10 protein-coding genes and 1 other RNA gene are annotated in these 15,400 nt (G+C 67.6%); 8 read left to right on the top strand and 3 right to left on the bottom strand.

The features are described 5' to 3' along the window. Positions 1-114: 114 nt before the first annotated feature. Entirely contained in the window at positions 115-2,784 is a 2,670-nt protein-coding gene (locus EER27_RS00055) for a bifunctional diguanylate cyclase/phosphodiesterase (protein ID WP_123086005.1), read from the bottom strand. Between the two features lie 24 nt (positions 2,785-2,808). On the opposite strand from EER27_RS00055, the gene pepQ reads away from it, so the two are divergent. After that, complete coding sequence (gene pepQ / locus EER27_RS00050; RefSeq protein WP_123086004.1) at positions 2,809-4,140, top strand: Xaa-Pro dipeptidase; 1,332 nt, start codon at positions 2,809-2,811, stop codon at positions 4,138-4,140. Between the two features lie 118 nt (positions 4,141-4,258). Here the strand turns inward: pepQ and EER27_RS00045 are convergent, their stop codons facing one another. After that, positions 4,259-5,599: an aminopeptidase P N-terminal domain-containing protein gene (locus EER27_RS00045; RefSeq protein ID WP_123086003.1), complete on the bottom strand. Its 1,341-nt coding sequence runs from the start codon at positions 5,597-5,599 to the stop codon at positions 4,259-4,261. Between the two features lie 93 nt (positions 5,600-5,692). After that, positions 5,693-6,241: a UPF0149 family protein gene (locus tag EER27_RS00040; RefSeq protein WP_123086002.1), complete on the bottom strand. Its 549-nt coding sequence runs from the start codon at positions 6,239-6,241 to the stop codon at positions 5,693-5,695. A gap of 218 nt (positions 6,242-6,459) precedes the next feature. Here EER27_RS00040 and EER27_RS00035 point away from each other — a divergent pair, with 218 nt between their 5' ends. From EER27_RS00035 to rpiA, 7 genes are all read left to right on the top strand, one after another. After that, positions 6,460-10,947, top strand: coding sequence for an EAL domain-containing protein (locus EER27_RS00035; RefSeq protein ID WP_190285572.1), 4,488 nt, complete (start codon positions 6,460-6,462; stop codon positions 10,945-10,947). Between the two features lie 106 nt (positions 10,948-11,053). After that, positions 11,054-11,275 carry a TIGR02449 family protein gene (locus EER27_RS00030; protein ID WP_123086000.1) on the top strand — a complete coding sequence of 74 codons (222 nt, stop codon included), beginning with the start codon at positions 11,054-11,056 and terminating at the stop codon, positions 11,273-11,275. Then, entirely contained in the window at positions 11,272-11,571 is a 300-nt protein-coding gene (locus EER27_RS00025) for a cell division protein ZapA (protein ID WP_123085999.1), read from the top strand. Before EER27_RS00030 ends, EER27_RS00025 begins: the two co-directional genes overlap by 4 nt. 251 nt (positions 11,572-11,822) lie before the next feature. Next, positions 11,823-12,008: non-coding RNA, 6S RNA (gene ssrS, locus EER27_RS00020), on the top strand. Positions 12,009-12,099: 91 nt separating this feature from the next. Continuing rightward, complete coding sequence (locus EER27_RS00015) at positions 12,100-12,687, top strand: 5-formyltetrahydrofolate cyclo-ligase (protein WP_123085998.1); 588 nt, start codon at positions 12,100-12,102, stop codon at positions 12,685-12,687. Further along, a complete protein-coding gene (locus tag EER27_RS00010) occupies positions 12,684-13,154 on the top strand; it encodes an EVE domain-containing protein (RefSeq protein WP_123085997.1) in 471 nt (156 codons plus the stop codon). Before EER27_RS00015 ends, EER27_RS00010 begins: the two co-directional genes overlap by 4 nt. An 8-nt stretch (positions 13,155-13,162) precedes the next feature. Continuing rightward, entirely contained in the window at positions 13,163-13,825 is a 663-nt protein-coding gene (rpiA, locus tag EER27_RS00005) for a ribose-5-phosphate isomerase RpiA (protein ID WP_123085996.1), read from the top strand. Positions 13,826-15,400: the final 1,575 nt, after the last annotated feature.

Genomic DNA, 15,400 nt, shown 5'->3' with positions numbered 1-15,400 from the left:
TTCGAGCGTGACGATTCGGGCGTGACGATTCAGCGCGCCACTCGATGCCGGGCAGTCGCGCCCGGGGTCCATCTCCCGACGTCCATTTCCCGACGGCCCACCCCGCCGACGCGCTCAATCCCGCTGGAACACCACCGTCTCGGGCTCGTGCAGGGCAAAGCCCTGGCCGTAGTCGACGCCCAGCGCCACCAGCTCGTGCGCGATCTCCTCGCCGGTCACCCACTCGGCGATCACCTGCAGGCCGCGCTGGTGGCCGATGTCGGTCACCGCACGCACGATCGCGTGGCTCATCGGATCGGTCAGCAGGTCACGGATGAAGCTGCCGTCGATCTTGATGATGTCGATCGGCAGGTTCTTGAGGTAACCGAATGAGGACATGCCAGCGCCGAAATCGTCCAGTGCGATCCGGCAGCCCACCACCCGCAACCGCTCGATGAAGCGTGCGACCTGCGACAGATTGCGTACCGCCACGGTCTCGGTGATCTCGAAGCAGACGCGGCCCGGGTCCACGCGGTGGGTCTCCAGCTGCGAGAGGATCAGCTCGACCAGCGACTCGTCCTCGATGCTCGCGCCGGACAGGTTGATGGTGGCCAGTGCCAGTGCGCTGCCGCTGGGGTGGAGGTGGTCGAAGTTGGCCAGCGTGGTCTCGATCACCCAGCGATCGATCATCGGCATGAGTCCGTAGCGCTCGGCCGCGGGGATGAACGCGCCGGGCACCACCAGCCGTCCGTCTTCGTCGCGGAAACGCAGCAGCAACTCGATGCGCTTGCTGTCTCCGGCGGCGCGCGCAAGCGGCCACACTTCCTGGTAACGCAGCAGCAGGCGGCGCTCGTCGACCGCCCAGCGCAGGCGGTTGGCCCATTCCATCTCGCTGCGTCGGCGCGCGGCCTCGTCGTCCTGTTCGGAATAGAAATGCACGCGGTTGCGACCGCTTTCCTTGGCCATGTAGCAGGCAGTGTCGGCATGGGCGAGCAGTTCGTTGAGACCAAGCCCCGGACGCGAGAGCATCACCGCGCCGATGCTCGCGCTGACGGTGTAGGTCTGCGCCTCCCAGGCGAACACGTAGCCATCGATGCGTTCGCGCACGCGCTCAGCGACCAGCCTCACCCCGGCCTCGTCGTGCACGTTGGCGACCAGGACGCCGAACTCGTCGCCGCCCAGGCGCGCCAGCACGTCGCCCTCGCGCAACTGCTCGCGCATCACCATCGCCAGCTGCGCCAGCAACTGGTCGCCGGCGATGTGGCCGGACGTGTCGTTGATGAGCTTGAACTGGTCCAGGTCGATGTACAGCAGCGCTCCGGCCTGGCCTCCGGCAGCCAGTCCCGACAGCACGCGCTCGGCGCGGCGCTCGAACTCCCGACGGTTGTAGAGCTCGGTCAGCGCGTCGTGGCTGGCCTGGTAGCTGAGCCGCTCGGTGAGCTCGCGCTGTTCGGAGATGTCGGCCGCGACCATCAGCAACTGGTCGCGGCGATCGAGCTGGACGCGGGCGATCGACACGCTGGCCCAGAAGCGCGTTCCATCGCGGCCCCGCAGCACGGCCTCGGCATTGCTGGTGCCGTGCGTGCCGGGTTCCTCCAGCTGCAGCCGCAGGTCCGGGTCTTCGAACAGACTCGCCAGCGTGACGTGCGTCAACGCACCGCCCAGGCGCGTTCGCGATGCCTGGTTGGCGTACGTGACACGCCCGCTTTCGCCATCGGCCAGCAACACCAGGGCCGGCAGAAGCTCGTTGAGCGCGCGGAAGCGCTCTTCGCTCTCGCGGTATCGCCGGCTCATGCGCCAGCCCAGTTCCAGCGCGCGACGTTGCGTACCTGCCAGCGACCACGCCAGCAGCGCCAGCAGCAAGCTGGCAAGCAGGCCCGTGGGAAGCAGCGACTGCGCCCAGTCGACGCGCGCGGGCACGGTCCGCAGTGGCTGCATCGCCACCCGCCAGGTGCGGTCGCCGTAATCCAGGTCGCGCTCGAAACGGACGCCGCCGGGCGTGTGCGTCGTCTGCGGGTGCGAATCGAACAACGGCAATGCCGCGCCGTCGGTGACGTCGGTGACGGCGATGTGCAGCATCTCGCGCGCTTCCTGCGGGAATGCGGTCTCGATCAGGTGGCCCACGCGGAACGACACGGCCAGCGACCCCACCATGCGTGCGCGGCGTTGCGCGAGGTCGCGCGGCGGCGCACCGGGCGTGAACACCGGCAAGCGGAGGGTCACGCCGTCGGCATCGTGGCCCTGGCCGGCGAGCTGGATCAGGCGGAACGGCGCCGACAGCGTCGGCAGGTCGCTGTCCCGCGACGTCAGCACGGCCCGCAAATTGGCCGGCTGCGCGGCGATGTCCAGCCCGAACAGGCGCTCGTTGCCCTGAATCGGCGCGATCCGGTCGGTGATGTAGTGCTCGCTGCGCGCCTGCACCTCGCGGCGCGCGTAGGCCAGCGCGATCAGGCTCGGAAATTTTCGGCGCGGCTGCAGGTTTTCGTACAGGTGCGCGAACTCGGCATCGGAGACGGACTCGGAAGCCAGGAACAGCGTCTGCACCGAGCGCACCAGCAACTCGCACGACTCCAGCCGCGAGCGCAGCGCGCGGTAGCCGTTCTCGGCCACGCGCTCGATCGCGGCAGCGCGCTCGGCCTGGTGCTGCTGCTTCTGCACCTGCGCCAGCCACAGCGACACCGCGACGCCGAACGCCAGTGCCATCAGTCCCCAGAGCCAAGCCGGAAAACGCTGCGCCGCCTCGCTTTCGTCGCCAGCGCCAATCGTCGGCACCCGCGACGGGGGAGATAATCCGTCAGAATCCATTGACGCTCCCAAGAGACGCCCCCAATGACCGCCCCAGACCTGGCGATGTTATACCCGCAACACATCGAGCAACTGCTGGCCCGCACTGCACAGGCGTTGCAGCGCGGCGGCTTCGATCACCTGGTCGTCCCCAGCGGTACGTTGCACTACCACCTGTTCGACGACCGCGACTATCCGTTTGCGACCAATCCGCAGTTCAAGGCCTGGGTGCCGCTGACCCGAAATCCCGGCAGCTGGGTGGTGGTCACGCCCGGCCAGAAGCCCACGCTGATCTACCTGCAGCCGTTCGATTACTGGCACGCGGTACCGGAAGCTCCGTCAGGGTATTGGGTCGAGCACTTCGACGTCGTGGTGATCCGCAAACCCGACGAAGCACTGCAGCACCTTCCCCGCGACGCCGCGCGCTGCGCGATCCTCGGCGAGCCGCAAAGCACGCTCGGTGCGTTTGTGCCGAACAACCCGCCGGCCGTGGTCAACTACCTCGAATACCACCGCGCCTACAAGACGCCGTACGAGATCGCGATGATGCGCCAGGCCACCCGCATCGGCGTGCGCGCGCACCGCGCCGCCGAACGCGCGTTCCGCGCCGGCGCCAGCGAGTTCGGCATCCACCTGGCCTACTGCCAGGCCGCCGGGCAGGACGCCAGCGAGCTGCCGTACAACAACATCGTCGCGCTCAACGAGCACGGCGCCATCCTGCACTACACCGAACGCGACCACCTGCCGCCCAAGCCGGCGCGCAGCTTCCTGATCGATGCCGGCGGCAGCTTCCGCGGCTACGCCAGCGACATCACCCGCACCTATGCGCACGACACCGGCGGCGAGTTCCAGGCGCTGATCGACGCCGTCGACGCGGCGCAACTGGCGATGTGCGACGCGGTCCGTGCCGGCTTCGACTACAAGCAACTTCACCTCGACGCACACCTGGCACTGGCCGGAATCCTCAAGGATTTCGGCATCAGCAAGCTGTCGCCGGAAGCGGCGCTGGAGACTGGCGTCAGCAACGTGTTCTTCCCGCACGGCATCGGCCATGGCATCGGCCTGCAGGTGCACGAAGTCGCCGGCTTCGCCGCCAACGACAGCGGCGGCACGATCGCCAAACCCGACGGCCATCCGTACCTGCGCCTGACCCGGGTGCTGGAGCCGGGCATGGTGGTGACCATCGAGCCGGGAATCTACTTCGTCGACCTGTTGCTGGATGGCCTGCGCCAGGGCCCGCATGCCGATGCGGTCGACTGGGATCGCATCGCGGCGTTCCGTCCGTACGGCGGCATCCGCATCGAGGACAACGTGGCGTGCACGGACGGCGCGCCGCTCAACCTGACCCGCGAGGGCTTCGCTGCGAACGCAGCCTGAGGCCGGGCCCGCAACGCGGCACGGGGCAAGTCCCGTGCCGCTGACGCGATGAATGATGTCCTGCAGATCCGTCGGCCCGCGGTGAGCCACGGCCAATCGCATTGATGCTGCGACGGAATCAGTGCGCGGACGCCACGCCCTGCGCCATGAACGCCTCGATCTCATCGGCACTGCGCGCCAGCGCGCCGGTCAGCACCTCCGGACCGGACGCCGTCACCAGCACGTCGTCCTCGGTGCGGATGCCGATGCCGCGCCATTTCGCGTCGACCGTCCCATCGTCGGGCGCCACGTACAGGCCCGGCTCGATCGTGAACACCATGCCCGCCTCGAGCAGGCGCGATTCGCCCTCGATGCGGTAGTCACCGACGTCGTGCACGTCCAGGCCGATCCAGTGCCCGGTCTTGTGCATGTAGAAGCGCTTGTACAGGCCCTGCGCGATGTTGGTCTCCAGCTTGCCCTTGAGCAGGCCCAGGCGCAGCAGACCTTCGGTCAGGGTGTGAACCGCGGCCAGGTGGCCGGCTTCGTACGCCACGCCCGGCCGCGCCTGCGCGAGCGCGGCGGCCTGGGCGGCGCCGACCAGATCATGCAGGGCCCGCTGCTCCGGGCTGAAGCGGCCGTTGACCGGGAACGTCCGGGTGATGTCGGACGCGTAACCGCGGTACTCGGCGCCGGCGTCGACCAGCACCAGGTCGCCGTCGCGCGCCTGCGCGTTGTTGGCGTGGTAATGCAGCACGCAGCCGTTGGCGCCGGCACCGACGATGCTGCCGTAGGCCGGCACCGCGTCGTTCATGCGGAACGCGCGCTCGAGTTCGGCCTGCAGTTCGTACTCGTGGATGCCAGGACGCGCGGCGCGCATCGCCGCCTCGTGCGCAAGCACGCTGATGTCGGCCGCGCGCTGCATCATGCGCAGCTCGTCGCGATCCTTGAACAGGCGCAGTTCGTCGAGCAGATGCCCCAGTTCGAGGAACTCGTGCGGCGGCTTGTTGCCCATCTTCATCATCGCGCGCACGCGGTTGACCCAGCCGATCAGCTTGAGGTCGAACTCGGCATCGCGGCCGAAGTGGTAGTAGACGCGCGTCCGGCCTTCGAGCAGGCCCGGCAGGATGTCGTCGAGATCGGTGATCGGGTAGGCATCGTCGAGGCCAAATGCTTCCGTCGCGCCTTCGGGCCCGAAACGCGGGCCGTCCCAGCCTTCGCGCTCGCGATCGCGTTCGCGGCAGAACAGCAGGGTTTCACCGTGCTTGCGGCCCGGCACCAGCACCAGCACCGCTTCGGGTTCCGGAAACCCGGTCAGGTACAGCAGGTCCGAGTCCTGCCGGTAGGGGTAGTGGGTGTCGCGGCTGCGCACCGCTTCGCGCGCGGCCGGGAGGATCAGGATCGCGTCGGTGCCGGCCATTCGCATGAGCTGCCGGCGGCGGCGAACGTGGGCCTTGGCGGGCATCTGGAGTGGCTTGTGCATCGGATCGGATGGCTCGAAGAGGGCGGCATGGCCAGCGCGCTGGCCTTCCGGTTGCGCTCGCGCGGTGCGCTTGCCGCACCGCCGGCGCGTGGTTCAGTTCAGGCGCTGCCGGTGCTGCGCGGCCAGCACGCAATCGCCGTGCAGCAGCAGCGCCGCGACGCGTACGAATTCCTCGATCTCGACCAGCGCGGCCTCGTCTTCCTCGTCGCCATCGTCCTGGGGACGCGCGGCGGCCAGCTTGGCGATGTCGGCCAGCGCCTCGTTGCCCTCTTCCGACAACTGCACGCGCCCGCCACCGGAAAGTCCGAACCCGCCCAGGAACCCGCGGCACCAGTCGAACAGCGCGCCGCTGCGCTCGGCCAGTGACGCTTCGCTGTCGGGCAGCAGCAGCTCGAAGTTGAAACTGCGGTCGGCCAGTTGCGCGGCGCTGGCCAGGCGCAACCGATCGAGCGCACTGCCTTCGGCCGGCGTGGCCAGGGCATCGTCGACCAGCACCTGTGCCGGCCACTGGCGTACCGAGGCGCCGCCGCCGGCAAGCCAGCCGCACAGCGCACCGTGCATCTCCGAGGGCGGGGTGGCGAGCGCGAGCTGACGGATCTCGGCATCGACGGAAGACAGGGACGGCAGGTCGGTAGTGGCCACGGTGATGGTTGTGTGAGAGGTATCGCAGTGTAGCAACGGTGACAGCGACCCAACCCGCGCGGCATTGGCGCGCTTGGCGGTGGCTGCCTACACTGGGCCCCTGACACGCTAGCCCCTCGGTGCTCGTGCGCTCGAACCGCCTTTCCGCTTTTTGCCGTGCCGGGCTCCTGGCCCTGCTGCTGTGTGGGCAAGCCCTGCTTGGGCTGGCTCTCGCACCGGTGGCGAATGCGACCACGCGCGACTTCTATTTCGAGCAGCTCGGCCGCGACCGCGGCCTGGTCCAGACCTCGGTCACCGCGATCACCCAGGACCGCCAGGGATTCATCTGGGTCGGGACCCAGGGTGGCCTGCAACGGTACGACGGCCAGCGCTTCCTGGCATTCCGCCACGATCCCCGCGCCAGCGACAGCCTGCCGGACAACTACATCACCGCGCTCGCGGTCGAATCCGGGCGCGCGCTGTGGGTCGGCACCTATTCACAGTACGTCGCCCGCCTCGACCTGACCAACGGTCAAATCCGACGGTACGCGACGGGCCAGGCCGCCGGCCGCGCGCACTACCAGGTGATGGCGTTGCTGCCGCATGCCGGCCGCATCTGGATCGGCACCGCGGCCGGGCTGGAGGTGCTGGATCCGGCCACCGGTGCGCGCAGCAGCGTGCTCGCGCTCGATTCCGCACGCCTGCGCGATGCGCCATGGCAGCAGTTGGTGGTGGACCGCGCCGGCGTGATCTGGTTTGCCAGCGCCGCCGGCCTGTACAAGATCGAGAACCAGCGTCCGACATTGGTCGGGCCGCCGTGGACGACCCGCAGCCTGCTGATCGACCGCTCCGGTCGGCTGTGGATCGGTCGAGTCGATGGCCTGTTCCGGTTGGACTCCAGCGGCAAGCAGATTGCCGCCTGGCCCGGGCCCAACGCCTCCCTCTACGATCAGTCCGAGATCCGCGCCATCGCCCAGGCCCCCGACGGCCGCCTGTGGCTGTCGGTGTTTGGCCGGGGGTTGCGTCGCTTCGACCCCGGCACTGGCAAGGCCCAGACCGTCGACGAGCAGCAGATGATCGAGCACACGCTGCCCGAGAACACCGTCACCAGCCTGATGGTCGATCGCGGCGGCATGCTGTGGATCGGTGGCCAGTTCCGCGGCGTGGCGGTGACCGATCCGCTCGGCACGCGCTTTCGCTACGTGCTCGATGGCGCCAGTGGCCGGACCGACAACCCCGCGGCCGACGACAGCATCCGCTCGATCCTGCCCGCGCAGGACTCGCAGGCGTTGTGGCTGAGCACCGACAACGCCCGCCTGCTGCGCTACGACCTGACCGCCGACCGCTTCGACGACTGGAGTGCGGTCCTGCCGCTGGTGCCAGAGCCCGGCAAGCAGTTCCGACGCACCATGGCGCTCGCCGACGCAGGCCAGGGCCGCCTGTGGCTGGCCACCAGCAATGGCCTGCTGCAGCTCGATCCGGCCACACGGCGCGCCACCCAGGTGCCGCTGGGCGTGTTCGGCAACTCGATGCTGCGCAGCCTGATGGTCGACCGCCAGGGCAATCTCTGGATCGGCACGCTGGGCCAGGGCGCGCTGTCGTACCGGGCTGACAGCAAGCGCCTGGTCAGTTACAGCCATCGCGACGGCGACCCACGCAAGCTCTCGCATCCCGACGTGCACGCATTGCTCCAGGATCGCCGTGGCCGGATCTGGTTCGGCACCGCCGACGGACTGGACGTGCTGGATCCGACCACCGGCCGCCTGCGCCATTTCCGCCACGCCCCCGGTGACCCCACGAGCCTGGCGGGCAACCTCGTCCGCGCCCTGCACCTGGGCATGGACGGCACCGTGTGGATCGGCGGTCAAGCGGGATTGAGCCGCGTGGTCGAGGGCGCCGACGGCCGCATCGGTTTCAGCCATCCGCTGGCCGACGCACTGGGCAAGCGGCCTGTCCCGATGGTGTACTCGATCGCGCAGTCCGGACGCGGACAGCTCTGGCTCGGCACGGACGCGGGCATCACGCGGTTCGACCTGCGCACCGGCACGGCCAGCAACTACGGCATGGCCGATGGCCTGCAGGACTTCGAGTTCAACGGCGGTGCCGTCGCCCGCCTGCGCGACGGACGCCTGGTGTTCGGCGGCGTCCGCGGATTCAACGTGTTCAATCCGGCGCAACTCAACGACACGCGCCCGGCCGCGCCGCTGCGCCTGTTGGCCGCCCGCTCCGGCGACGCGGCCAGCGACGCCGACCCCGATGCCGACGCGGAAGGCACGCAATGGAGGGCGAGCAGCATCGAGGTACCCGCGGGCGCTTCGCTGTTGCGTCTGCGCATCGGCGCACTGGACTACGCGCCGTCTACCCAGGTGCGTTATCGCTACCGGATGGAAGGATTCGATCGCAACTGGATCGACAACGCCGGACGCACGGACATTACCTACTCGCGCCTGCCGCCCGGCCGTTACACGTTCCGCGCGCAGGCCGGCAATCGCCAGGGCAGTTGGAGCGACCAGGAACTCAAGGTTCCGGTGCGCGTCGCGCCGCCGCTGTGGCGACACCCGCTGTCGATCCTGCTGTTCGTGCTGGCGTGTATCGGCGGGGTGATTGCACTGGGCTGGCGATGGCACCTGCATCGCAGCCGCGAGCAGGGCTATTTCCAGCAGATCCGCGAACGCGAGGAGCGCCTCAAGCTCGCCCTGTGGGCGTCGGGTGAACAGTTCTGGGACTACGACCTGGGTCGACGCGAGATGCACCGCATGCGGGCCGTCGAACACCAGGGCGATACGCCCGAGATCGACGTGGACACCCATTTCGACAGCGATCACCACGTCCATCCCGACGACCTGCCCCACGTACTCGAACAACTGCGCGAGCACCTGCGTGGCAACACGCCGCTGTTCCTGTCGGAGCATCGCGCACGCAACAGCGCCGGAGGCTGGAGCTGGATTCGTGCGCGCGGCCGCGCGGTCGAACGTGGCCGCGATGGACGCGTGTTGCGTGTCGCCGGCACCGCACGCGACATCAGCGCAAGCCGCAGCGCCGAACGCGAGCGGCGCATCTCCAGCGAAGTGCTGCGCAGCATGGCCGAAGCGGTGGCGGTGTTCGATCGCGACTTCCAGTTCGTGTCGATCAATCCCGCGTTCGCACGCATGACCGGCTACCGCGATACCGAGGTGATCGGCAAGCCAACGGCCCTGATCGACAGCCAGCAACACGATCCCGGCTTCTACCGCGAACTGCGCGAAGAACTGCTTCGCAGCGGTCGCTGGTCGGGCGAGATCTGGCAACAGCGCAAGGACGGCAGCGAGTTCCTGTGCTGGCTGCAGAGCAGCGCGGTGCTCGACGCCGCCGGCCAACACAGCCTGTACGTGGCGGTGGTGACCGACATCACCGACCAGAAGCGCGCCGAGCAGGAGCTCCGTTACCTGGCCAACTACGACACGCTGACCAGCCTGCCCAATCGCACGCTGCTGTCGGAGCGCCTGTCGCGCGCGATCGTGCGCGCGCGTCGACACCACCATCGCATCGCCGTCCTGTTCCTCGACCTGGACCACTTCAAGGACGTCAACGATTCGCTCGGCCACGCGGCCGGCGATCGCATCCTGCGCGCGGCCGCCACGCGCCTGCAGCAGACGGTGGGCCAGGAGCACACGGTCGCGCGGCTCGGCGGCGACGAGTTCACCGTGGTGCTGGAGAGCATCGACAACCCGGACGATGCCGAGGCGATGGCGCGCAGCCTGATCGCGGCGTTCGACGCCCCGCTCGACTTCGACGAACGCCACGACGTGGTGATCTCGCCGTCGATCGGCATCAGTCTGTACCCCGACCATGCGCAGGTACCCACCGACCTGCTGAAGTTCGCCGACGTTGCGATGTATCAGGCCAAGGCATTGGGCCGCCGCACGTACATGCGCTACACCGAAGCGATGGACATCGAGATCCGTCGCCGCGCGACGATGTCGGCGGCACTGCGGAAGGTGATCGAACGCAATGAACTGCGCCTGGTGTTCCAGCCGCGCATGTCACTGGCCACCGGCCAGGTGACGGGCGTCGAAGCCCTGTTGCGATGGTCCAGCCCGGAGCACGGCGAGATCCCACCGATGCGGTTCATCCCGCTGGCGGAGGAGACCGGGCTCATCCACGAGATCGGCGAGTGGGTGCTGGGCGAAGCCTGCCGCACGCTGCAGCGGTGGCGCGGCCTGGGACTGGAAAACCTGTCGATGGCGGTCAACGTATCGGCGCTGCAATTGCTGCGCGGCGAGTTGCCGGCGGTGGTGGCGCGCACGCTGGTCGAGACCGGTGTGCCGGGACGGCTGTTCGAGATCGAGCTGACCGAGAGCGTGATCATGGCCAACGCCGGGCAGACAGCGGAATCGCTGCAGGCCTTCCGCCAGCTGGGCATCGGCCTGGCGATCGACGATTTCGGCACGGGGTATTCGTCGTTGGCCTACCTCAAGCGCTTGCCCATCACCACGCTCAAGATCGACAAGGCGTTTGTCTCGGACCTGGGCCGCGACTCGGACGATGCGGCCATCGTCACGACCGTCATCACCATGGCGCATTCCCTCGGCCTGACCGTGGTGGCCGAGGGGGTGGAGACCGAAGCGCAGATGATGTTCCTGCGTGATCAGGACTGCGACGAGATCCAGGGCTACTGGTTCGCCCGTCCGCTGGAATCGGCGCAATGCCTGGAATTCATCCAGGCGCGGATGGCGGCGGCGGAATGACCGGCGGCGCCCGCCCACCGGCTGAGCGAGGCCTCGGACGTGCGCCCTGGCGCGGTTCGCCGCCCTCCAGCTTGACCGCCTTCATGGCCCTGCCTATCGTGCCGGAATGGACCGTGCCGACCTCCTCGCCCAGCTGCAATCGCTGACCGCCCGCATTGACGAGCTGGCCGAATGCATGCGCCGACTCGGCGAAGAGAACCGAAGCCTGCGCCAGCAGCAGGAGCACCTCGCCGGCGAGCGCTCGGCGCTGTTGGCCAAGAACGAGCAGGCACGCACCCGTGTCGAGGCGATGATCGCGCGGCTCAAGTCGCTGGAGCAGCACACGTGAGCAGTACCCCGGTCAGCATCCGCCTTCTCGATCGCGAGTACACCGTTGGCTGCGAACCCGACGAACGTGACAGCCTGATGGCGGCCGCGAAGCTGCTCGACAGCAAGATGCGCGAGATCCGCGGCGACAACCGCATGGCGGCCCTGGATCGCGTCGCCGTTCTGGCAGCGCTCAACTTCGCACACGAACTGCAACTGTTGCGCGACGACGCAACCCAGCGAGATCGCGAACTGTCCCGCACGCTCGGCGACCTGCATCGGCGCCTGGACAGCCTGTTCGAGACGCCGCCTCGCTAAGCCAGTGACGCGCGCGCAACGCGTCATGCGTAGCGCGGCGAACGACGACGCTCATCCAGCGGCGTTACGGTGTTGCGGTGAGCGCATGCGACGACATGCGTGACGGACTCGACGTTTCCAGGCTGCATCGCCGCACCGATCGGATCTTGTACGGATGGACGAACGCGACGTATGCAATGCGCAAGCCAACCGTTTGCGCGTCATGCCGACAAACGGATTCTCGTCTGACGGAGTGGACGCTATACTTCGCTCGTCCTCTGCTGTGGACGACGGCGTGCGCAAACATTCGCCTTGTCCCTTAATTGCGACCGCGGGGGTGCAACGACAGCCCGGAGTGCAGGTCCGCCTTGTAGCGGGAAGCCCGACGGCCGCCAAGCGCCCCCACTTGAACCCCCGGTTCAAGGTCGTTTCGCGCGCATCGCCACGGCGGAGGATATTTTTTTGTCGCCACGGCTGATCGGCGCGCGTGCTGTCGCACGCTTGTCGCCGACTCCGCGCGAAACACCTCCTCACCATGGATCGCGCCGCATGCGTGTTGACCGAGCGGCGCTACGCCGCGAGTTGCGTGATCGCCGTCGCGCGCTCCCTGCCAGCATTCGAATTGCTGCCGCCGACGCATTGGCGGCGCGCCTGCTTGCCCTTCCGTTCGCACCGTCTGCTGGGTATGTCGCAGGCTACTGGGCCATGGATGGCGAGATCGCGCTGCACAGCTGGCAGCTCAAGTTGCCCAGCGACTGCGTCTATTGCCTGCCCGTGCTCGACGGGGACACGTTGCGTTTTGCTCCGTGGCGTCCTGGCGATGCCTTGGTGACCAATCGCTACGGCATCCCCGAGCCCGACCTCTCGCCCACCTCGTTGCTTGACCCCGCCCAGATGGCGATGGTGGTGATGCCGCTGACCGGCTTCGACAGCCGCGGACGCCGGCTCGGCATGGGGGGCGGCTGGTACGATCGCGGCTTCGCGTTCCGCCACGAAGCCCCTGCGCCGCCGTGGCTGGTTGGCGCCGCGTTCTCGACGCAGCAGGTCGACGAGATCGAGCCCGCCCACTGGGACGTCACGCTCGACGCCGCATGCACCGAATCCCAGACGTTCGACTTCCGCATGGCTGACGCATGACCGCACGCCGCCGTTATTGGCTGATGAAATCCGAACCGGACGCCTTCTCGATCGATGACCTGCGCAGGGTCGGCGTCGAACCATGGAACGGTGTACGCAACTACCAGGCGCGCAACTTCATGCGCGACGGCATGCAGGTCGGCGACGGCGTGTTGTTCTACCACTCCAACTGCCAGGTCCCGGGAATCGTCGGCATCGCGAAGGTCGCCAGCAAGGCCTACCCCGACGAGACCCAGTTCGATCCGAAGTCGGACTACTTCGACCCCAAGAGCACGCGCGAAGAGCCGCGCTGGCAGCTCGTCGACATCGCCTTCGATCGCAAGCTTGGCCGCACCATTTCGTTGGACGAGATCAAGCAGCACGCCGAAGGCCTCGGCGAGGAATTCGCCCTGGTCCGCCGCGGCAATCGCCTCTCGGTATTCCCGGTGACGGCCGCACAATGGAAATACCTTCTTTCTCTCGAGTAAGCACGACCATGTCCGAAGCAAAGCGCCTGGCCGGCGAAAAGGCCATCGACTACGTCGAGGACGGCATGATCGTCGGCGTCGGCACCGGATCCACTGTCGCGTACTTCATCGACGCGCTGGCCCGGATCCAGCACCGCATCCGCGGCACCGTCTCGAGCTCCGAGCAGAGCACGCAGCGCTTGCGCGCGCACGGCATCGAGGTTCTCGACCTGAACAGCACCGGCCCGCTGTCGCTGTATGTCGACGGTGCGGACGAGTGCGATCCGAAGAAGTGCCTCATCAAGGGCGGTGGCGCAGCGCTGACGCGCGAGAAGATCATTGCCGAGGCGAGCGAGAAGTTCATCTGCATCATCGACCCGGCCAAACGCGTCGATGTGCTGGGCCGATTCCCGCTGCCGGTGGAAGTGATCCCGATGGCTCGCAGTCTGGTGGCGCGTCGGATCGTCGCGCTGACGGGCGCACAACCGGTATGGCGCCAAGGCGCTGACGAACGCGGCGTGGTAACCGACAACGGCAACGCGATCCTGGACATCCACGGTCTGGCCATCACGGACCCGGTTGCACTGGAAGCGGCGTTGAACCAGATCCCCGGCGTCGTGAGCGTCGGCCTCTTCGCCCGCCGCGCCGCCGACGTGGTGATCGTGGGCGGCGAGCCTCCGCAAGTCTTCTGACTCCCCGCGCTACCTGGCGCTCGAAGCAATTCAAGCACCAACGCAGACCACCGCTCGCGGTGGTCTTTTTTGTTGATGGCGGTTGTCGCCTTCGGTATCGCGGCGGTGGCGGGCATGGAGTGCGCGATTTCCCGCGCAACAGCGCGCTCGACGCAATCCAATCATCAGCCAAGACCACCGTTCGCGGTGGTCTTCTTGTTGGTCGCGGTTGACGCCTAACGGTGTCGCGGCGCGCCGCGCGTGAGCGTCGACCGCGCAGTACTCGTCCCTTTGCTGACAGCGGCTGGTTACCTCGATCTCGTGCGACTACCGATCGCTCCGAGAGCGCGGGGTTCACGGTTGGCTCCGCTTCTAGCGCCCGGCGGGTGCGGCTACTACTAGCGAGGGGCATCCTCCGCCCCGTGCGCAGGACTTCCGAAACCCGCGCCCTCGCGTTCTCAACTGCCCGATCGCGCTCTGCAGCCGACGCCAGCAACAGGCTCGTCGCCTGGGCTACTTTCAGGACAGAAGAGCACCTGATCGACGAAGTTCACCCCGCCGCAAGAAGGCTTCCGCGGCTCCCATCACGTCGTTGCCCGTCCGCGCATGCAACCAACCAGGCGAGGGGCTCATCGTCTGACGGCCAGCGCCCAGCGCGTCATCCGCACAGGACTCCCCGGGTTGCAGGGAGCGCCCCATCAAGCCAGAACGCCTCCAGCGACAACGCTGCTACGCGGCATGCTTGAGAGGCGGATTGTCCGTTCGCATTCGCAGCCCACGGCGCCGACCGCAAACGGTGGTAGAGGACACGATCAAGCCAGAACGGGCCCACTGCCATCCGATCGTGGTGGTTGCCAGGCAATGGCTCGATGGCTGTAGCTCGCATACCGCCGTGGTATCCGTGGAAGGCTCGCGATCGAAAAGCAGAAGGACGCCCCAAGACCGCAGAAGACGGACGCGACGGGCTTGCTGGTGCCAATTCTCGCCGGGAGTATCCGGACATTGCCGAACGCAGCACCGCCGATACCCGGAGTTTCTTGTAGTAGCGCACAACGATTCGGCCGTTCCGCAGATTCGAACATTGCCGTTGTGGTGGTCTCTTGTTTGACTCGGTTGCCGCGGGCGACTGGCCCGATAGCTGTTGCAGCGCCGCGCCCGTTCCGGGCGGCATCGCATTACCGGTGGTTTGTGTCGCCGTCCTTGCTCGTGCTGATTCCTGCCGGGCGGTATCCGGACGATGCCGAGCGCGGCACCGCCGCTACGCGGGGTTTCTCGTAGTAGCGCGCACGATCGATTCAACCGGCCCAGTTTCGGGCCGTTCATTCTGCCGTCGCAACGTGGTGCTGCGATGCGGCGGGTCTGCGGTTGGATGGCCATTTCAGATCGCAGTTTCCGGCCGCTCACCGCGGCAAGTGGCGGCTCGGGACGTCGGACACGCAAACGGCCGCACGAGGGCGGCCGTAGTGGGTTGTTGTATCCGGAAAAGACAAAACCCCCACCTCTTGCGAGGTGGGGGTTGCCTTTCAATAAAGCCCCTGGCGATGACCTACTCTTGCATGGCTTAAGCCACACTACCATCGGCGCATGTGCGTTTCA

The organism is Montanilutibacter psychrotolerans, from assembly GCF_003719825.1.
In the GTDB taxonomy this organism is placed as follows: domain Bacteria; phylum Pseudomonadota; class Gammaproteobacteria; order Xanthomonadales; family Xanthomonadaceae; genus Montanilutibacter; species Montanilutibacter psychrotolerans.
This window is presented reverse-complemented; position numbering and strand designations above follow the sequence as displayed.